Genomic DNA, 19,363 nt, shown 5'->3' on the forward strand with positions numbered 1-19,363 from the left:
CGGCGCCGGTCAGTCGACGGAACCGCCGACCACCGCGTCGTCGGTGGGGACCGGCTGCTCCGATGCATCGCCGTCGGTCTTGGCGGGGGCGGCCACCAGTCCCGATGTCAGGCTCGGCCCGGTGTGGTTCACGTGCAGAACGAATGGCCGCAGTGATGTGTACCGGATCACACTCATCGAAGCGGGGTCGGCGGTGATGCGCTGGAAGCCGTCGAGGTGCACGCCGAGCGCGTCGGCCAGCACCGCCTTGATCACATCCCCGTGCGTGCAGGCCACCCAGAGCACGTCGCCGTCGTGCTGCTCGGCCAGCGCCCGGTCGTGTTCGCGCACCGCCGCCACGGCCCGCGCCTGCACGTGAGCCAGTCCCTCGCCGTCGGGGAACACCGCGGCGCTCGGCTGTTGCTGCACCACTGCCCACAGCGGCTCCTTGACCAGATCGCCGATCTTGCGGCCGGTCCAGGCGCCGTAGTCGACCTCCGCGAGCCGCTCGTCGACGACCGGCTCCAGCTGCAGTGCGGCGGCGAGCGGTTCGACGGTGCGACGGCACCGCAGCAGCGGCGACCGCACGATCGCCCGCACCGGCAGCGCGCCGATGCGCTCCACCACCCCGTCGGCCTGTTCCCGGCCCTTCTCGTCGAGGTCGACGCCCTCGCTGCGGCCCGCCAGCGTGTGCGCGGTGTTCGACGTCGAGCGGCCGTGCCGCAGCAGGATCACGGTCACGACGCCGCCACCACCCCGGTGCCCAGCAGCACCAGCACGACCGTGCCGAGCAGCACCCGGTAGCCGACGAACCAGTACATGCTGTGCCGGACCAGGAAGCGCAGGAACCACGCGACAGCGGCGAAGCCGACGACGAACGCGATGATCGTCGCGACGAGCAGCTGCGCTCCGGTCGCGCTCATCCCCTCCCCGACCGGGTCGAACGCGTCGGGCAGCGAGAACAGCCCGGAGGCGAACACGGCCGGTATCGCCAGCAGGAAGCCGAACCGGGCGGCGAGTTCGCGGTTCATGCCCAGGAACAACCCCGCGCTGATGGTGGCGCCCGACCGGGACACCCCCGGCAGCAGCGCCAGACACTGTGCCAGGCCGACGATCACGCCGTCGCGCCACGTCAGATGCTCGACCCGGCGGCCCTGGCGCCCGACGTACTCGGCCGCCGCGATGACCGCCGAGAACACAATCAGCGCGATCGCGATCGCCCACAGATTCCGCGCCGCCGTACGGATCTCGTCCTTGAGCAGCAGGCCGATCAGCCCGATCGGGATGGTGCCGATGATCACGAACCACCCGAGCCGGTAGTCGGCGGTGCGGTGTTCGGGAGCGAACAGGCCGCGGAACCAGGCGGTGACGATGCGGCCGATGTCGCGGGCGAAGTACAGCAGCACGGCGAATTCGGTGCCCAGCTGTGTGACGGCCGTGAACGAGGCGCCGGCATCACCGGAGAAGAACACCCTCGAGGCGATGGCGAGGTGGCCGGAGGAGGACACCGGCAGGAACTCGGTGAGGCCCTGCAGGACCGCCAGGACCACCACCTGCATCCACGACATGGCCTCGGTCACGCCGACGACCGTACCGTGGGCGGCGGGTCAGCGAGCGGGGCGCGGCACCGGGTGCGCGTCGGCGACCGCGTCGCGCACGGCCGCGGCCACGCTGCGTTCGTCGGACAGGTCGATGTCGGTCAGGCCCCGGGTGGCGACGGCCACCACGTCCTCGGCCTGTGGCACGGGGTGGCGCAGCCGCGGGCGATACACCTCGACGACGAGCTGCTGGCGCTCGACGTGGAACGAAAAACTCCGCCCGTCGCCGACCTGGCCAAACCCGCTAGCGTGCACACCAGTGGATATGTCTTCGATAGCAAAGTCGTCTTCGCTCTGACTCCGACGTGTGGCGAGCGTCATATTCGCACCATACCTCCGGTATTGCCGTCGGCGACAGCGGCAGCTGCGAATCGCTGCCCGTCCCGTCCACCACGGTCATGCCTAGACTTGCCGGACGCGTCGAACGTCCCGTGAATCGACCGCACGAACCGAGAGCTACCCCTTGTCATACCACCTAAACGCCGCGACACAGCGCTTTCTCGCCGCTGTCGCGGTGGTGGCAATTCTCGCCTCGGCCGGCTGCGCGACCGGCCCGGACGACGACCCGCCGCCGACCATCGTCCCGGCCACCGCCGCGGAGTCTCCCCCGGTCAGCGGCGCCCCCGCGGGGCTGGTACGGCCACTCGCCGCGCAGACCCGAGGCGCCGTGTTCGACCGGGCCACCGGATCGCTGGTGGTGCTGGGCGCCGGCGCGGACGGCCGGTCGCAGGTGACGGTGATGGGCCCCGGGACGGACATCCGCACCGTGCCACTCGACGGTGCGGCCACCGCGGTGATCGGCGACGGCCGGGGCGAGGTGTACGCCGCCGGGCGGGGCGGCTTCTTCCGCGTCGACGTCGCCCGCGGTCGGGCCACCCGCGTCGACGTCGACGGCAAGCAGGACGCCGACTTCACCGCGATCGCGCGCCGCGCCGACGGCCGGCTGGCACTCGGCACGGCCGACGGCGCGGTCCTCACACTGGCGCCCGCCGACGGCGACCGCGCCGCGGTGGCCGCCGAGCTGAAGATCTTCGCCCGCGTCGACGCCCTTGCGGCACAGGGCGACACCATGGTGGTACTGGACCGCGGGCAGACGTCGGTGACCACCGTCGATGCGTCCGGCACCGATGCCCGGCACGCCCTGCGCGCCGGTGAGGGCGCCACCACGATGGCCGTCGACCCGGCGGGGCGGGTGCTGGTGGCCGACACCCGCGGCGACGGGTTGCTGGTGTTCGGCACCGACCCGCTGATCCTGCGCCAGCGCTACCCGGTGCGCGGGGCGCCCTACGGGCTGGCCGCCTCGCCCACGCTGTCCTGGGTGTCGCAGACTGCCACCAACACGGTGATTGGATACGATCTGGCCACTGGCATCCCGGTGGAAAAGGTGCGATATCGGACCGTGCGGCAACCCGACTCCCTGGCCTTCGACGACGCGTCGGGCACGCTGTACGTGGTGTCCGGTGCGGGAGACGGTGTCCAGGTGATCGCGAACGCGGCGGCGGGCGAGCCGTGAGCGCGATGCAGCGCGGCCGGATGCCGCAGGGCTGGGAGGGCGACCTCTCCGACGACTACGAGTGGGTTCCGCTGCGGCTGCCGCCCGACGTCACCCGGCTGACCGCGTCGATCCGGCTGTCCATCGAAGCCGAGTACCGCGGCTGGGAACTGACCCGGGTGCGGGCCTACACCGACGGCAGCCGCCGGGTGTTGCTGCGCCGCAAGAAGACCGCGGGCATCACCGATCAGCCGGGACAGTGACCGGGTGATCTACCGCGCAGTCCGCCGGCTGCTGTTCTCGGTCCCTGCCGAACGCGTGCACACGTGGGTGTTCGCCCTGCTGCGCGCGGTCACCGCGGTGGCCCCGCTGCGGGCCGCGCTGACGCGCTGGCTCGCGCCGCGCGACCCGGTGCTGGCCACCACGGTGTTCGGGGTGCGGTTCCCCGGCCCGCTGGGCCTGGCCGCCGGCTTCGACAAGGACGGCCGCGGTGTTCGCACCTGGCCCGCGCTGGGCTTCGGCTACGCCGAGGTGGGCACCGTGACCGCACACCCGCAACCGGGCAACCCGCAGCCGCGGCTGTTCCGGTTGCCCGAGGACCGCGCACTGCTCAACCGGATGGGCTTCAACAACTCCGGCGCCACCGAACTGGGACGGCGACTGGCTCGCGTGCGTCCCACCGCCCCGGTCGGCGTCAACATCGGCAAGACGAAATCCACCCCGGTCGAGGACGCCGTCGCCGACTACACCGAGAGCGCCAGGCAGGTCGGGCCGGTGGCCGCGTTCGTGGTGGTCAACGTCAGCTCGCCCAACACCCCCGGGCTGCGCGACCTGCAGGCGGTCGACACGCTGCGGCCCATTCTCGCCGCGGTGCGTGCGCAGACGACGGCGCCGGTGCTGGTCAAGATCGCACCCGACCTGGAAGACGCCGACATCGACCAGATCGCCGATCTGGCAGTGGAACTCGGCCTCGCGGGCATCGTCGCGACCAACACGACGGTGTCGCGGGACCTGCTGCGCACACCCGGCGCGACCGAGCTGGGCGCCGGCGGGGTGTCCGGGCCGCCGGTCGCACAGCGCTCGGCCGAGGTGCTGCGCCGGCTGTACCGGCGCGTCGGCGACCGCCTGGTGCTGGTCAGCGTCGGAGGCATCGAGACGGCCGACGACGCATGGGAACGCATCACCGCCGGCGCCTCGCTTCTGCAGGGCTACACCGGCTTCATCTACGGCGGCGGCCTGTGGGCCAAGCACATCCACGACGGCCTGGCCCGCCGCCTGCACGACGGCGGGTTCGCCTCACTGGCCGACGCCGTCGGCTCCGCCGCGGGCTGAGCTCACTCCTGCTCGTACGTCCCGGTGATGAGGGCACGGGCGATCGCGTGCGAGAACAGGTTGAAGCCGAGGTAGGCCGGAGTGGCCTCGGCGGGCACCTCGAGCTTCTCGACGTCCACGGCGTGCACCGCGATGATGTACCGGTGCGGGCCGTGACCCGGGGGCGGCGCCGCACCGATGAACCGCTGCAGGCCGGCGTCGTTGGCCAGCGTCACCGCGTCACCGGGAAAGCCCTTGCTGCTGCCGTCGCCGACGCCTTCGGGCAGGTCGGTGACGGTCGCGGGCAGGTTGAACACGGCCCAGTGCCAGAACCCCGAACCGGTCGGCGCGTCGGGGTCGTAGACCGTCACGGCGAAGCTGCGGGTCTCCTCCGGGAAGCCCGACCAGCTCAGCTGCGGTGAGACGTCCGAGCCGCCTGCGCCCATGATGCCGCTGACCTGATCGTTGGACAGCGGTTGGCCGTCGGTCACCGACTCCGAGGTCAGCGTGAAGGTGGGCAGCTTCGGCAGGAACTCGTAGGGGTCGTACGGGAAGGCCATGATGTCCTTTCGTTGACGGATACGGGACAGGACCCGGCTCAGCAGTGCTCGAGGAAGTGTTCGAGCACCCGGGCGCCGAATTCGAGCGCGTCGACGGGCACCCGCTCGTCGACACCGTGGAACAACGCCGAGAAATCGAGATCCGGCGGCAGCCGCAACGGCGCGAAGCCGAAGCAGCGAATCCCCAACTTGGCGAACGCTTTCGCGTCGGTACCGCCGGAGAGCATGTACGGCACCGTGCGGGCGTCCGGGTCGAGGGTCAGCAGCGCGGCGTTCATCGCGTCGACCAGGTCACCGTCGAAACTCGTCTCGTAGGAGTCGAGATCGCGCTCCCAGCTGCGGGTGACGTGCGGGCCGATCAGCTCGTCGACCTCCCGCTCGAACGCCTCCTTGCGACCGGGCAGGACGCGGCAGTCCACCACCGCCTCGGCGGTGGCCGGAATGACGTTCGCCTTGTAGCCGGCCTTGAGCATCGTCGGGTTGGCGGTGTCGCGCAGCGTCGCGCCGACGATGCGGGCGATTCCGCCCAGTTTGGCGATGGAACCCTCGAGATCCGGCGAATCCACGTCGAACGTGTACCCGGTTTCCTCGGCGACCGCGCTGAGGAACTGCTCGACGGTGTCGGTGAGCACGAGCGGGAACCGGTGGCGGCCCAGCCGGGCCACCGCCTCGGCGATCAGCGTCACCGCGTTGTCGTCGTGCACCATCGAGCCGTGGCCCGCCCGCGCGCGTGCCGACAGCCGCATCCACGACAGGCCCTTCTCCGCGGTCTCGATGAGATAGAGCCTGCGTTCACCGCCGTCGCGGCGCGGCACGGTGAGCGAGAACCCGCCCACCTCGCCGATGGCCTCGGTGACGCCGGCGAACAGGTCGGGCCGGTGCTTGATGAGCCACTGGGCGCCGTAGGTGCCGCCGTGCTCCTCGTCGGAGACGAAGGCGAACACCAGATCCCGGGGCGGCACGATGCCCGCGCGCTTGAAGTGGCGGGCGACGGCGATCATCATGCCGCACATGTCTTTCATGTCGACCGCGCCGCGGCCCCACACGTAGCCGTCCTCGATCGCCCCGGAGAACGGGTGCACGCTCCAGTCCGCGGGTTCGGCGGGCACCACGTCGAGGTGGCCGTGGATCATCAGCGCGCCCCGCGACCGGTCGGCGCCGGGCAGCCGGGCGAACACGTTGCCCCGGCCGGGTGCGCCCGCCTCGACGTACTCGGTCTCGTAGCCGACCTCTTCGAGCTTCTGCGCCACCCAGCGGGCGCATTCCTCCTCGCCCTTGGTGGTGGCGGGGTCGCCGGTGTTGGAGGTGTCGAACCGGATCAACGCGCTGACGAGTTCGACGACCTCGTGGGATGCGTCCGGGGCTGCAGTCACAGTCACCATTCGTACCACCCGCGGGGACGGCCGGGTTTGGGTCCCGGTAGCCCAATCCGTTAGCCTTAGTCGCCCACTGGTCCGAGTGGCGGAATGGCAGACGCGCTAGCTTGAGGTGCTAGTGCCCTATTAACGGGCGTGGGGGTTCAAGTCCCCCCTCGGACACCAGGCGACGGAGCTCAATACACGTCGCGCACGTAGCGTTTCGACGCCACCAGCTCACGCTTGTAGTCGTGGGCCTGTTCGTTGGTCATCGCGCCGTGCTTGCGGATGATCGCGGTCAGCGCGTTGTCCACGTCGCGCGCCATCCGGGTGGCGTCACCGCAGACGTAGAAGTGCGCGCCGTCCTGCAGCCGCCGCCACACCTCGGCGCCGCGCTCGAGCATCCGGTGCTGCACGTACACCCGCTCCTTCTGGTCGCGGGAGAACGCCAGGTCCATCTCCAGGAAGCCGTCGCTGACCATGTGCTCGAGGTCGTCGCGATAGTAGAAGTTGTCCCTGCGGTGCTGGTCACCGAAGAACAGCCAGTTGCGGCCGGTGTGGCCGAGTGCCCGTCGCTCCTGCAGGAACCCGCGGAACGGTGCGATGCCGGTGCCCGGGCCGACCATGATCATCGGGGTGTCGGCGCCCTCCGGCGGTCGGAAGTGCGGTGAGCGCTGCAGGAACACCGGCACCGGCGCGTCCGCGGCGCGGTCGGCGAGAAAGGTCGAGCACACGCCGCCACGGCGGCCGCCGTCGGTGCCGTGATAGCGCACCACCGACACGGTCAGCTGCACCTCGTTCGGGCTGACCAGCGGGCTCGACGAGATGGAGTAGTTGCGCGGCGTCAGCCGGACCAGCACCTCCTGCCACTGCGCCGGGTCGGCGTGCACCGCGAACTCGCGAACGATGTCCAGCCCGTCCCTGGTGGCCAGCCATTTGTCGAGCTTGTCCTTCGGCGCCCGCAGCGGCCGCGCGTCGCGGCTGTTCTCGGCGACGAACCGCAGCAGGTTGGGTGTGACCTTGCGGATGTCGTAACAGGTGGCCAGCGCGTCACGCAGGGGCTGATCAGAGCCGTCCACCTCGACCACCTGCTCCCCGCGCAGGCCGGTCGCCGACAGCCACCCGTCGACCACCGCGGGATCGTTGCGGGCGAACACTCCCAGCGAATCGCCGACGCCGTAGCCGACTCCGAACTGTGAGATGTCGAATCCGAAGAGCCGCACCTCTTTCGTCGAGGACGGGCTGCTGAGCACCACGTTGCGGCTCAGCGGTGCCAGCACCGGCTTGGCGCGGGTGAACGGTTCGGCGATGGTGGCCGGCCGGGTGATCGTCGTGGTGCCGCCGCGCGGCGGGGCGGTCGGTGTGGATTCGCCGAGCAGCGCGACGACGTCGTCGGTCCAGCTCTGCATCGGTTCCTCGTCGTACGCTTCGCATTCCGCGCGACTGCGCAGCCTGGTGGCGCCGAGCGCGGCCAGCCGGTCGTCGAGCGAGCGGGCGTGCCCGCAGAAGTCGTCGTAGGACCTGTCGCCGATCCCCAGCACGGCGAAGCGCACACCGTCGAGGGCGGGGGCCTCGGCCGACTCGAGGCGGCTCCAGAAGTCCGCGCCGTTGTCCGGCGGGCCGCCGTCGCCGAAGGTGCTGGTGACCACCAGCACGTCGCGGGCCGCCGTGAGATCGGTCACGGCCACGTCGTCCATGCTGCGCAGTTGCGCGGCAGCGAGTTTCGCCGCCACCCGGCCCGCCACCTCCTCGGCGTTGCCGGTCTGCGACGCCCAGAGCACCAGCGGCCCTCCCCCGGCGGGCGCGTCCTCCGCCGTGGCCAGTGCGGCGCCGGCACGGGAGTAGCGCCCCGCGAGCACACCGTCGATCCACAGCCGCACGTCGGCGCGCACCGGGGCGTGCGCGGGCAGCACCGGCACTCCGCTCGGCTGATCGCCCACTGCCCCGAGAAACCCGGAGAGATAAAGTTTCTCGTCGTCGGTGAGTACCGGCTTGCGGATCCGTCCGATGCCCAGTTCGGCGACGAGCGGATGGCCGGCCGGGGTGTCCACCGGCCTCACCGGGCGCAGGCTGATCGCGCACACCTTGAACTCCGGTTGCAGCGATTCCGGGTCGACGGCGTCGTTGGTCAGGGCGTTGATGGTCAGGTACTCGCCGTGTTCGTCGTTCCAGTGGAACGGCACGAAGCAGCTTCCGGGCCGCACCCGGTCGGTCACCACCGCGGGCAGCACGGCGCGGCCGCGCCGGGAGGCGAGCTCCACCGACGTCCCGTCGGTGATCTCGAGGGCCACCGCGTCGACGGGGTGGATCTCGACGAACGGCCCGCTGTTGAGTTTGTTGAGCTTGTCCACCTTGCCGGTCTTGGTCATGGTGTGCCACTGGTGCTGCAGCCGACCGGTGTTCAGCACGATCGGGTAGTCGGTGTCGGGCAGTTCGTCGGCGTCGACGTGCGGGCGCGGGAAGAACACCGCCCGTCGCGACGGGGTCGCGAACGCCAGCCGGGGCCGGCCGCCGTCCTCGTCGACGAAAAGATGCTGGCTGACACCGTCGTTGAGGTAGCGGGTGGGATGCCGGTCGGTGTCGCCACCGGGCGCCTCCTGCGGCGGCACCGGCCACTGCAGCGGCGTCCGGCGGAGCCGCTCGTAGCTGACGCCGCGCAGGTCGTAACCCGTCCGCAGGTTGGTGAATCCGGTGATCTCGTCGATGATCTCGGCGCTGTCGCGGTAGTCGAAGTGTTCACCGAAGCCCAGCTGCGCGGCGATGTCGCAGATCAGCTGCCAGTCCGGCCGGGCCTGGCCGGCCGGCGGGATCGACTGCCGCAACAGCGTCATGGTGCGGTCGGAGTTGATCATCACCGCGTCCGATTCGGCCCACAGCGTGGCGGGCAGCACGATGTCGGCGTAGCGGTTCGTCGCGTTGTCCCGGTAGGTGTCCTGGGTGATCACCAGTTCGGCGGCCTCCAGCCCCGCGATCGTGGTCTTGCGGTTCGGCATGGTGGCCACCGGATTGGTGCAGATGATCCAGCACGCCTTGATCTCTCCCGCGGCGAGGCGTTCGAACATGTCGACCGCGCCCGGCCCGAACTCGCTGCGGATGGTGTCCGGCGCCAGGCCCCACTTCTGTTCGACGAACGCCCGGTCGTCGGCGGAGACCACCGAACGCTGTCCGGGCAGACCTGGTCCCATGTAGCCCATCTCGCGTCCGCCCATGGCGTTGGGCTGACCGGTCAGCGACATCGGCCCGGTGCCCGGGCGGCAGATCGCGCCGGTCGCCAGGTGCAGGTTGCAGATCGCGTTGGTGTTCCAGGTGCCGTGGGTGCTCTGGTTCATGCCGACCGCCCAGCACGTCATCCAGTCGCCGGCCTCGGCGATCATCGCCGCGGCCAGCCGGAGATCCGACTCCCCGATCCCGGTGAGCTCCGACACCCGCGCGGGCGGATAGTCCGCCAGGAACGGGCGCATCTGCTCCCAGCCCTCGGTGTGCTCGGCGATGAACCGCTCGTCGATGTCGCCGCTCTCCACCAGGAGATGCAGCAGGCCGTTGAGCAGCGCGAGGTCGGTGCCGGGCTTGATCTGCAGGAACAGGTCGGCCTTCTCGGCGGTGGTGGTGCGCCGCGGGTCGACGACGATCAGCTTGGCGCCCGCCTTGAGCCGCTCGGCCATGCGCAGGTAGAGGATCGGGTGGCAGTCGGCCATGTTGGAGCCGATGACGAAGAACAGGTTCGTCAGGTCGAAGTCGGTGTAGGACCCGGGTGGGCCGTCGGAGCCGAGGGACTGCTTGTAGCCGGTGCCCGCGCTGGCCATGCAGAGCCGCGAATTCGACTCCATGTACTTCGTCCGCAGGAATCCCTTGGCGAGTTTTGTTGCCAGGTACTGAGATTCCAGCGACATCTGCCCGGAGACGTACAGTGCGACCGCATCCGGCCCGTACTTGTCGACGATGGCCCGCAGCCGCCGGCCGGCTTCGGCGATCGCATCGTCGACGGGCACCGGCACCGGTTCGTCGTCACGGCCGGGCCGCAGCAGCGCCGATTTCAGCCGCCCCTCGTCGGCCCGCATCATCTCCGCGTGGGTGGCGCCCTTGGTGCACAGCCTGCCCGCGTTGGTCGGGTGCAGCTTGTCGCCAGACACCCGGGCGATCACCGGGCGGTCGGCGTCACCGTCGGTCTGCACCTCGATGCCGCAGCCGACGCCGCAGTACGAGCACGCCGTCCTGGTCACCGCCATGACCCCATGGTGTGCGGGTCCTGTTCCGGTTCCTTTCCGGTGACGTTATCGGCAGGAAAACTGGTGCTCACCGCCGCCATGCGCGCTCGGTGAGCCGCATCAGCGCTGCTCAGGCCGTTGAAGCCGGAGAGGGCACACGGTCGATGTGTTCTCCGCCACCCGCCTTGGCCGTCCGCATGCGCAGGAAGACGACCCAGGTGACGACCGCACAGACCACGTAGAACCCCATGAACACCCAGAACGCGTTGGTGGCCGACTTCGCGTCGCCGACGTAGGAGGCGCGCAGCACGATGTTGATGAACACCCCGCCGAGCGCCCCGACCGCCCCGGCGAATCCGATCAGTGCGCCGGACATGCTGCGCGACCACGCCGCCTTCTCCGCCGGGCTCCACTCGTCGTGGCCCTGGGCCTTCGCCTCGAAGATCGACGGGATCATCTTGTACGTCGAACCGTTGCCGATGCCGGACAGGATGAACAGCATGATGAAGCCGGCCACGTAGCAGGCCATCTGCCCGCCGGTCGGCGCGCCGGCCGTGCCGTCGTCGATCATGCCGGTGGTCACCAGGATCCCTGCGGCGAAGGTCATCGCGACGAACGTGTACAGCGTGATCCGTCCGCCGCCGATCCGGTCGGCGAGCTTGCCGCCGAACGGTCGCGAGATCGAGCCGAGAAGCGGTCCGAGGAACGAGATCTGTGCGGCGTGCAGCGAGGCCTGCGCCGCGGTGTCGCCGCCGGCGAGGTAGTTGATCTGCAGCACCTGCCCGAAGGCGAACGAGAACCCGATGAACGAGCCGAACGTGCCGATGTACAGGAAGCTCATCACCCAGGAGTGCTGGTAGCGCAGCGCTTCGGCGAGCGCGCCCAGGTTCGACCGCTGGTTGCCGAGGTTGTCCATGAACAGCGCGGCGCCGACCGCGGCCGCAGCGATCAGCACGAGGTAGGCGGCGCAGACGATTTCAGGGGCGGTGTTGCCGACGGTGGCGATGACGAGCAGCCCGACCAGCTGGATGACCGGCACGCCGATGTTGCCGCCACCGGCGTTGAGGCCCAGCGCCCAGCCCTTGAGCCGCTGCGGGTAGAAGGCGTTGATGTTGGTCATCGACGAGGCGAAGTTGCCGCCGCCGAAGCCGGCGAACGCCGCCACCACCATGAACGTGGTGTAACCGGTGCCGGGATTCTTCATCGCCCAGAGGGTGAGCAGCGTCGGGATCAGCAGGAGCAGCGCGCTGACGATCGTCCAGTTGCGGCCGCCGAACCGGGCAGGCGCGATGGTGTACGGGATGCGCATGAAGGCGCCGACCAGGGTCGGCATCGCCACCAGGTAGAACTTGCCCGCCGGGTCGATGCCGTAGACGTCCTGCGGCATGAACAGCACCATCACCGACCAGATCGACCAGATCGAGAAGCCGACGTGCTCGGCGAAGATCGACCAGATGAGGTTGCGCTTGGCGATCTTGTGCCCGCCCGAGTTCCACGCCTCGACGTCCTCGGCGTCCCAGTGTGCGATGTCGCGGCTCATGCCATCTGTGTACTGCCGGGCCGTTCCGCGGCCGTTGCCCTCCGGTGTCGGCTGTGTCAACTCGGCCTCACACCTGCTGCGACAGCGGCTGTGCACAACGAGATCCACGGCTGACTCGACGACGAAACCACCACGAAACAAACGCCGCCTAGTCATGGAGCATGAGCGACGGCAGCATTCCCCGATTCCTGCAAGGCGCTTTCGAGTTCGAGGGCAACGGCCTCACCAAGCCCACGCCGATCGACGACTCACTGCGCTACACGGTGCCCGCCGGGTCGGTGACCCAGCCGGTCTACTTCCGCGGCGGCAACTCCTGCGACGAGATGGTCACCGTGGTGCTGATCCGCGACGGCGCGCCGATGCGGTACTTCCCCATCGCCGCGAAGGGCGCCACCCACGTGGCGTTGCGGGTGGTCGAGGACCTGCTCGGGGACACCGTGCTCGAACTGTTCGTCGCCGCGCCCGCCGGCTGTTCGGGCACCGTCGTCGTCGATCTCGGCCTGGTGGAGGTGTGATGCGCAAGCTGGTGGTGGTCGGCAACGGGATGGCCGGCGTGCGCGCCATCGAGGAGATCCTTGCCAGGGGCGGCGGCGCGATGTTCGACATCACGGTGTTCGGCGACGAACCGTACGGCAACTACAACCGGATCCTGCTGTCGAACGTGCTGGCGGGCAGTCAGGACGTCGAGGCCGACGCCGGCGAGATCTACCTCAACGCGCTGGACTGGTACGCCGAGAACGGCATCGACTTGCGGGCAGGGGTGCGGGTGGTGCGCATCGACCGCTTCGCCCGGCTGGTGTACGCCGACGACGGCACCGTGCAGAAGTACGACGATCTGGTGCTCGCCACCGGCAGCCGGTCCTTCTTCCCGCCGATGACCGGCCTGTGGGCCGACGACACGACGCTGACCGACGGGGTGTTCGGCTTCCGCACCCTCGACGACTGCATGGGCATGATCGACGAGGCGCAGCACCGCACCAAGGCCGTGGTGATCGGCGGTGGGCTGCTCGGACTCGAAGCCGCTCGGGGACTTCAGAACCGCGGTCTGGCCGTCGATGTCGTGCACGCGGGCCCGGTGCTGATGAACGCACAACTCGACGTCACGGCGGGCGCGATCCTCCGGCGTTCGGTGGAGGCGCTCGGTATCACCGTGCACACCGAGAAGCGCACCACCGAGGTGCTCACCGACGACTCGGGGAGGCTGTCCGGGATCGTGTTCTCCGACGGCTCGGTCGTCGACTGCGACATGCTGGTGATCGCGGCGGGCATCCGGCCGAACGTCGGTCTGGCGCAACGGGCGGGCCTGACCGTCGAACGCGCGATCGTGGTCGACGACCACATGCGCTCCATCGACGACGGCCACATCTACGTCGTCGGCGAGTGCGCACAGCACCGCGGCCAGGTGTACGGGCTGGTGGCTCCGCTGTGGGAGCAGGCCGGCGTGCTCGCCGACCAGCTCACCGGAAACGACCCGGCGGCGGCCTATCACGGGTCGCGCACCGCCACCAAGCTCAAGGTGGCCGGCGTGGACGTGGCGTCGATGGGGCTCAAGGCCCCCGAGCGGCCGGACGACGAGTTCGTCCAGTACTCCGAACCCCGGCACGGGGTCTACAAGACGATCGTCATCCGGGACGGGAAGTTGGTGGGCGCCACCCTGCTCGGCGACGTCAGCAAGGTGTCGTTCCTCACGCAGGCCTTCGACAGCGGGTTGCCGCTCCCCGACGAGCGGGTGTCGCTGATGTTCGACATCGGCACCCCCGACGTCGCGGTGGGCGTCGCCGAACTCGCCGACGACGCGCAGATCTGCAACTGCAACGGGGTCAGCAAGGGCGCACTGGTCGGGTGTGTCCGCGGGGGCGAGACGTCCGTGTCCGGCGTGATGGCGAAGACGAAGGCGGGCAAGGGCTGCGGCTCGTGCAAGGAGCTGGTGGGCCAGGTCGTCGAGTGGGCGGCAGGCGGCGCGGTCAGCGAGGATCCGTCGGCGTCGTGGTACGTGCCGGGGGTGCCCTACGACAAGCCGACGCTGATGCGCCACATCCGCGAGCTCGAACTGCATTCGGTGTCTTCGGTGTTCGCCGCGCTGGCGCCCGACGGCCGCGAGGACGCTGGCTCGAAGATGGCGCTGGCGTCGCTGCTGGAGACGATGTGGGCCGACGAGTACGTCGACGAGCGCGACGCCCGGTTCATCAACGACCGGGTGCACGCCAACATCCAGCGCGACGGCACGTTCTCGGTGGTGCCGCAGATGAAGGGCGGGGTGACCGACGTGGCGCAATTGCGCACGATCGCCGATGTCGCCGAGAAGTACGCGATCCCGATGATCAAGCTCACCGGTGGCCAGCGCATCGACCTGCTCGGGGTGCGCAAGGAGGATCTACCCGCGGTGTGGGCCGATCTCGACATGCCGTCCGGATACGCGTACGGCAAGAGCTTCCGCACCGTCAAAACTTGTGTGGGCAGCGACTTCTGCCGCTTCGGGCTGGGCGATTCGACGGCACTGGGCATCGCCATCGAGGAGCGATACCAGGGCCTGGCCAGCCCGGCCAAGATGAAGCTGGCCGTCACCGGATGCCCGCGCAACTGCGCCGAGGCGCTGTGCAAGGACCTCGGTGTGGTGGCGGTCGACGGCGGCCGGTGGGAGATCTACGTCGGCGGTGCCGCGGGCGCGCACATCCGCAAGGGCGACCTGCTCGCGACCGTCGACGACCCGCAGACGGTGATCACGCTGACCGGCCGCTTCCTGCAGTACTACCGGGAGAACGCGAACTGGCTGGAGCGCACCTACGCGTTCGTGCCGAGGGTGGGCATCGAGCACCTGCGTGCGGTGGTGGTCGACGACAGCGAGGGCATCGGAACCGAACTCGACGAGAGGATGCAGAAGTCGGTGGACGCCTATCGCGACCCGTGGCGGGACGGGCAGGACCCGGTGACCGAAGGACAGTTCCGGCCGTCGCTGCCGCTGCTGCCGCTCCCCCTGGTGCCCGTCCGATGAGCGCTTGCGCGAAGAGCCGAGGACCGCGATGAGCGTCGACATCGGCTCGCTGGACGAGGTACCGGTCGGCGAGGGCCGCACGTACTCGGTGCGCGGCGAGCAGATCGCGGTGTTCCGGTTGCGCGACGGCACCCTGCGCGCGATCGACGCGGTGTGCCCGCACCGCGGCGGACCGCTGGCCGACGGACTCGCCGACGACCGCGTGGTGGTGTGTCCGCTGCACGGGCACACCTTCGATCTCTGCGACGGGCGCGAGGCCGCGGGCGCCGACCTGTCGGTGCGCAGCTTCCCCGTCGAGGCCGTGGACGGAACCATCCGCATCACACTCTGATCGGGCACCAGAGGGAATACCCGGCCGGCCGGCACAGTTCGGTGACATATCACGCATTCTGGTCGGCTGAAGGAGCACGTCATGCAGTACGCAATCATCGGAGCGGGAAACATCGGCACGGCCGTCGCGGGGCATTTCGCCCGTACCGGCACCGACGTGGGCCTGGCCGCGTCGCGCGGTGTCGAGGCGGTCCGCGGCGTCGCAGCCGCGATCGGACCGAACGTCGTCCCGGCCGAGGTGTCCGATGCACTGGCAGCCGACGTCGTCATCCTCGCCACCCCGTTCGAGGCGGTCCGGGAACTGGTCGGGTCGGTGCCGGATTGGGGCGGCCGCATCATCGTCGACGCCACCAACGCCATCGACTACAGCGACTTCTCCCCCGCCGACCTCGGCGGACGGGCGTCGTCCGATCTGGTCGAGGAGTGGGCGAGCGGCGCCAGGGTGGTCAAGGCCTTCGGCCACACCTGGGCCAAGGTGCTGGCGCGCGAGCCCGGCGACGGGCACGGGGGCCGACGCGTGTTGTTCCTCTCCGGAAATCACCCCGACGCGAATGCCACGGTGGCACAACTGATCTCCGACCTCGGATTCGAGGCGCTCGATCTCGGCCGCAACGACGGCGGCGGACTGCTTCAGCAGTTCGGCGGGCCGTTGACGACCAAGAGCTTCATCTCCCAGGCCATCGGGGGCGCGGGTCCGGCCGAGATGGATCTGGTCTGACCCGGCCTGACCGCAGCTGTCGGGCCGGAGACGGTACACGATTTCGTTATCAGGTCTGCGGTGCATCGTGACCATGACTCGCGGTCGACATGGCTACGTTGCCGCAGAGCCTGCCTCACCATGCATGTATGCGTCATTCGAAGGTGTGCATGGTGCTCTGGGGCATCTGCCTGCTCGTCGCCGGATGCACCACGACCAGCAATGCCACGGCCGTGGCGCCTCCGGACATCCGATTCGCCATCCCGCGTCCCCTCGTCGAGCGTGAGTTGCCAGGACTGCTTCTCGCGCCGCACGAGGCGGCCGCCGCAATGGGATCGCCCGCGATGATGGTCACCGAGTCCCAGACCGCGATGTCCGACAACAGCGCGATCATGGCACCCGTGGACTGTCTCGCCATCGACGGCGCCGCGGAGGCGCTCGTGTACGCGGGCAGCGACTTCCAGGCCGTGCGCGATCAGAGCCTGAACACCGGCGACGATTTCACCCACTACCTCAAGCAGGCCGTGGTGCAGTTCCCCTACCGCGAGAAGGCTGCCGCATTCTTCGAGACATCGGTCGGCCAGTGGCCGAACTGCCACCAGTACGTCCACACCCAGAGCGGATCACGCTGGGACGTCGGAGAGATCAAGAACGTCGACGACATCCTGAGCACCAACGTCGTTCAGCAGGAAGCCGCAGCACCGGGTTGGGGGTGCGGCAGGGCACTGGCCCTGCGCAACAACATCATCATCGACGTGAACACCTGCAGCGCCGACCCCGCCGACTCGGCGGTGAGGATCGCCGATCTGATCGGAGACAAGATCCTGGCGCAGTAGTGACGGCTCAGCCTTCCGCCGGCTTGACGGCCAGCACCGGCTTCGGGCACTCCAGCAGCACCCGCTGAGCCACACTTCCCATCAGCAGCTTGCCCACCGGGTTGCGGTGCCGGAGCCCGATGACGAGCAGTTCTGCCTCGGCGCGGTCCATCGCGCGGACCAGTTCCTCGGCGGCGTCCACACCGACGGGCTGACTGAGCTCGAACGGCACCCCGCACTCGGTCAGCCTGGCCTCGACGTCGTGCACTTCGCTCTGCTGGGCGAAGCGTTTGTCGACGTAGGACTCGCCGGAGGTGGCGTTGATCACCAGCAGTTCGGTGTCGCGCCGCTTGGCCTCGGTGATGCCGTGTTCGAGTGCGGCGCGGCCGAATTCGTCGGCCGAGTATCCAACAACGATCATGACTGGGCCGCCTTCGCCTTCTGGTCCGCATCGTCCTCGACGATCAACAGCGACTCCTCACTGCGGTGCATCAACTTCAGGATCAGCGGCATGATGAGCAGGATCGCCATCAGGACGTAGGTGATGATCGCCACCGGCTCGGTGAACAGGCTGGCCCAGTCCCCGCCGCCGAGCTGGAGGCTCTGGCGGAGTTGACGTTCGACGCGCGGGCCGAGAATCACCCCGATGATCAGGGGCAGCACCGGCAGGCCGAAGCGCCGCATCATCAGGCCGAGCAGTCCGAACACGAGCAGCAGCGCGAGGTCGAGCGGCTGCACGTTGACCGCCAGCGCGCCGAGCGTCGCGAAGAACAGGATGCCGGCGTACAGGTAGGGCCGCGGGGTGCGCAGCAGCTTCGCCCACAGCGGTGCCAGCGGCAGGTTGATCAGCAGCAGCAGCAGGTTGCCGATGAAGAGGCTGGCGATCAGCGTCCAGATCAGCAACGGCTCCTTGTCGAACAGGGTGGGACCCGGCTGGATTCCATACGACACGAACGCGGTCAGCATGACCGCCGCGGTGGCGTTGGTCGGTAGACCCAGCGACAGCATCGGCACCAGCGTGCCCGCCGCCGAGGCGTTGTTGGCGGCCTCCGGCCCGGCCACACCTTCGATGGCGCCCTTGCCGAACTCCTCTTTGTGCTTGGAGAGCCGCTTCTCGGTGATGTAGGACAGGAACGTCGGCAGCTCGGCACCGCCGGCAGGTAGCGCGCCGAACGGGAATCCGTAGGCGGTACCACGCAGCCACGGCTTCCACGACCGCCGGAAGTCGTCGCGGCCCATCCACGGCCGGCCCACCGGGATCACCTCGGCGGGGCGGCGCCGCAGGTGCGCGGCCACCCACAGCGCCTCGCCGACCGCGAAGATGGCCACCGCGATGACCACGATGTCGATGCCGTCGGAGAGCTGCGGCAACCCGAACGTCGCGCGCGGCTGGCCGGTGAGGAAGTCGATGCCGACCACGCCGATCGCGAGTCCGAGGAACAGCGAGATGGCGCCGCGCAGCTTGGAGGCGCCGAGCACCGCAGTGACCGCGACGAGCGCGAAGATCATGATCGCCAGGTAGGACGGGGCGCCGAGCGACACCGCGAACCTCGAGATCGGTGGCGCGAACGTGGCGAGCAGCGCGGTGCCGATCGCGCCTGCGACGAACGAGCCGATGGCCGCGGTGGCCAGCGCCTGTGCGGCACGTCCGGCCTTTGCCATCTTGTTGCCCTCGATCGCGGTGATCACCGATGACGATTCGCCGGGCGTGTTCAGCAGGATCGACGTGGTGGAACCGCCGTACATGCCGCCGTAGAAGATGCCGGCGAACATGATGAACGCCGCACTGGGGCTGACGTTGTAGGTGACGGGGAGCAGCAGCGCGACCGTCATCGCGGGCCCGATGCCGGGCAGCACGCCCACCGCGGTGCCAAGCAGCACGCCGATGACCGCGTACAGCAGGTTCATCGGGGTCGCCGCCTCGGCGAATCCCTGGAGCAGCCAGTCGAAGTTGTTCATCTACAGGATCCCGTCCAGAATGCCTGCGGGCAGCGGGATCCCGAGCCCGGAATAGAATGCGTAGAAGCTCACCAGCGCGAGCACCACCCCGATGGCGATGTTGCGGACGTAGTGGCGGTTGCCGAGAATCGTTGCCGCGCCCGCGAACAGCAGTGTGCTGGTGATCACCCAGCCGAGCGGTTCGACCAGCAGGATGACGGCGACGAACACGCCGACGAGCATTCCGACCGTGCGCCAGTCGCTCGGAGCGTCCGGGTCGACGTCCTCACCGGCGTCGGCCTCCCCCACCGATCCGCGCGGTATCGCCACCGCGAGGATGACGGCCAGCACGATCAGCACGATCCCGATGACCATCGGGAAGGCCTTGGGCCCCACCGGATCGACCTTGGCGAATCCGGGTTCCAACGCGAACGCGCCGTAGATGAGGAAGGCGCCGACCGCGACGAGCACGGCGCAGACCAGGTACTGCGCCTTGTCGATGCGCTTCTCGGCCACGGCCGGTTCCCGTTCGGGTGGTTCCTGGGCCGGAG

At 69.4% G+C, this 19,363-nt stretch carries 18 protein-coding genes and 1 tRNA gene; 9 read left to right on the top strand and 10 right to left on the bottom strand.

Going from position 1 to position 19,363, the window contains the following annotated elements; all coding sequences use genetic code 11:
• Positions 1 to 9: 9 nt before the first annotated feature.
• The 3 genes from AB0K11_RS20590 to AB0K11_RS20600 are packed head-to-tail and all read right to left on the bottom strand — an operon-like array spanning position 10 to position 1,898.
• Positions 10 to 720: a histidine phosphatase family protein gene (locus AB0K11_RS20590; RefSeq protein ID WP_364981007.1), complete on the bottom strand. Its 711-nt coding sequence runs from the start codon at positions 718 to 720 to the stop codon at positions 10 to 12.
• A complete protein-coding gene (locus AB0K11_RS20595; protein WP_364981833.1) occupies positions 717 to 1,547 on the bottom strand; it encodes an undecaprenyl-diphosphate phosphatase in 831 nt (276 codons plus the stop codon). The genes AB0K11_RS20590 and AB0K11_RS20595 overlap by 4 nt, the downstream gene beginning before the upstream one ends.
• A 39-nt stretch (positions 1,548 to 1,586) precedes the next feature.
• A complete protein-coding gene (locus AB0K11_RS20600; RefSeq protein ID WP_364981009.1) occupies positions 1,587 to 1,898 on the bottom strand; it encodes a hypothetical protein in 312 nt (103 codons plus the stop codon).
• A 196-nt stretch (positions 1,899 to 2,094) separates the two neighbouring features.
• On the opposite strand from AB0K11_RS20600, the gene AB0K11_RS20605 reads away from it, so the two are divergent.
• Genes AB0K11_RS20605 through AB0K11_RS20615 form a run of 3 tightly spaced genes read left to right on the top strand, consistent with a single transcriptional unit; the run spans position 2,095 to position 4,401 of the window.
• Entirely contained in the window at positions 2,095 to 3,090 is a 996-nt protein-coding gene (locus tag AB0K11_RS20605; RefSeq protein ID WP_364981012.1) for a hypothetical protein, read from the top strand.
• Positions 3,091 to 3,095: 5 nt separating this feature from the next.
• Positions 3,096 to 3,332 carry a DUF5703 family protein gene (locus AB0K11_RS20610; RefSeq protein ID WP_364981836.1) on the top strand — a complete coding sequence of 79 codons (237 nt, stop codon included), beginning with the start codon at positions 3,096 to 3,098 and terminating at the stop codon, positions 3,330 to 3,332.
• A gap of 7 nt (positions 3,333 to 3,339) precedes the next feature.
• Positions 3,340 to 4,401 carry a quinone-dependent dihydroorotate dehydrogenase gene (locus tag AB0K11_RS20615; protein WP_364981839.1) on the top strand — a complete coding sequence of 354 codons (1,062 nt, stop codon included), beginning with the start codon at positions 3,340 to 3,342 and terminating at the stop codon, positions 4,399 to 4,401.
• A 2-nt stretch (positions 4,402 to 4,403) separates the two neighbouring features.
• On the opposite strand, the gene AB0K11_RS20620 is transcribed toward AB0K11_RS20615, so the two are convergent.
• Positions 4,404 to 4,940, bottom strand: a complete 537-nt coding sequence (locus AB0K11_RS20620) for a YbhB/YbcL family Raf kinase inhibitor-like protein (protein ID WP_364981015.1) — start codon at positions 4,938 to 4,940, stop codon at positions 4,404 to 4,406.
• Positions 4,941 to 4,978: 38 nt separating this feature from the next.
• The gene (locus AB0K11_RS20625; RefSeq protein WP_364981018.1) at positions 4,979 to 6,322 is read right to left on the bottom strand and encodes a M20/M25/M40 family metallo-hydrolase; all 1,344 of its coding nucleotides are present in this window, start codon (positions 6,320 to 6,322) and stop codon (positions 4,979 to 4,981) included.
• Positions 6,323 to 6,392: 70 nt separating this feature from the next.
• Between AB0K11_RS20625 and AB0K11_RS20630 the strand changes: the two genes are divergently transcribed.
• A tRNA-Leu gene (locus tag AB0K11_RS20630) sits at positions 6,393 to 6,481 on the top strand.
• 11 nt (positions 6,482 to 6,492) lie between these two features.
• Here the strand turns inward: AB0K11_RS20630 and AB0K11_RS20635 are convergent.
• Complete coding sequence (locus tag AB0K11_RS20635) at positions 6,493 to 10,521, bottom strand: bifunctional nitrate reductase/sulfite reductase flavoprotein subunit alpha (RefSeq protein WP_364981021.1); 4,029 nt, start codon at positions 10,519 to 10,521, stop codon at positions 6,493 to 6,495.
• Between the two features lie 109 nt (positions 10,522 to 10,630).
• Positions 10,631 to 12,040, bottom strand: coding sequence for a nitrate/nitrite transporter (locus AB0K11_RS20640; RefSeq protein ID WP_364981024.1), 1,410 nt, complete (start codon positions 12,038 to 12,040; stop codon positions 10,631 to 10,633).
• Between the two features lie 161 nt (positions 12,041 to 12,201).
• On the opposite strand from AB0K11_RS20640, the gene AB0K11_RS20645 reads away from it, so the two are divergent.
• The 5 genes from AB0K11_RS20645 (at position 12,202) to AB0K11_RS20665 (ending at position 16,895) form a co-directional block, all read left to right on the top strand.
• Positions 12,202 to 12,555: a molybdopterin oxidoreductase gene (locus AB0K11_RS20645; RefSeq protein ID WP_364981027.1), complete on the top strand. Its 354-nt coding sequence runs from the start codon at positions 12,202 to 12,204 to the stop codon at positions 12,553 to 12,555.
• Complete coding sequence (gene nirB / locus AB0K11_RS20650; protein ID WP_364981030.1) at positions 12,555 to 15,032, top strand: nitrite reductase large subunit NirB; 2,478 nt, start codon at positions 12,555 to 12,557, stop codon at positions 15,030 to 15,032. The genes AB0K11_RS20645 and nirB overlap by 1 nt, the downstream gene beginning before the upstream one ends.
• A gap of 28 nt (positions 15,033 to 15,060) precedes the next feature.
• Positions 15,061 to 15,363 carry a Rieske 2Fe-2S domain-containing protein gene (locus AB0K11_RS20655; protein ID WP_364981033.1) on the top strand — a complete coding sequence of 101 codons (303 nt, stop codon included), beginning with the start codon at positions 15,061 to 15,063 and terminating at the stop codon, positions 15,361 to 15,363.
• A gap of 81 nt (positions 15,364 to 15,444) precedes the next feature.
• Positions 15,445 to 16,080, top strand: a complete 636-nt coding sequence (locus AB0K11_RS20660; RefSeq protein WP_364981035.1) for an NAD(P)-binding domain-containing protein — start codon at positions 15,445 to 15,447, stop codon at positions 16,078 to 16,080.
• Between the two features lie 128 nt (positions 16,081 to 16,208).
• A complete protein-coding gene (locus AB0K11_RS20665; RefSeq protein ID WP_364981038.1) occupies positions 16,209 to 16,895 on the top strand; it encodes a sensor domain-containing protein in 687 nt (228 codons plus the stop codon).
• Positions 16,896 to 16,902: 7 nt separating this feature from the next.
• Here AB0K11_RS20665 and AB0K11_RS20670 read toward each other — a convergent pair whose 3' ends face one another.
• The 3 genes from AB0K11_RS20670 to AB0K11_RS20680 are packed head-to-tail and all read right to left on the bottom strand — an operon-like array spanning position 16,903 to position 19,328.
• Positions 16,903 to 17,295, bottom strand: coding sequence for a universal stress protein (locus tag AB0K11_RS20670; protein ID WP_364981041.1), 393 nt, complete (start codon positions 17,293 to 17,295; stop codon positions 16,903 to 16,905).
• Complete coding sequence (locus AB0K11_RS20675; RefSeq protein WP_364981043.1) at positions 17,292 to 18,833, bottom strand: tripartite tricarboxylate transporter permease; 1,542 nt, start codon at positions 18,831 to 18,833, stop codon at positions 17,292 to 17,294. The genes AB0K11_RS20670 and AB0K11_RS20675 overlap by 4 nt, the downstream gene beginning before the upstream one ends.
• A complete protein-coding gene (locus AB0K11_RS20680; RefSeq protein WP_364981842.1) occupies positions 18,834 to 19,328 on the bottom strand; it encodes a tripartite tricarboxylate transporter TctB family protein in 495 nt (164 codons plus the stop codon).
• Positions 19,329 to 19,363 lie beyond the last annotated feature (35 nt).

The sequence above is a fragment of the Mycobacterium sp. NPDC050551 genome (genome assembly GCF_040674075.1).
In the GTDB taxonomy this organism is placed as follows: domain Bacteria; phylum Actinomycetota; class Actinomycetes; order Mycobacteriales; family Mycobacteriaceae; genus Mycobacterium.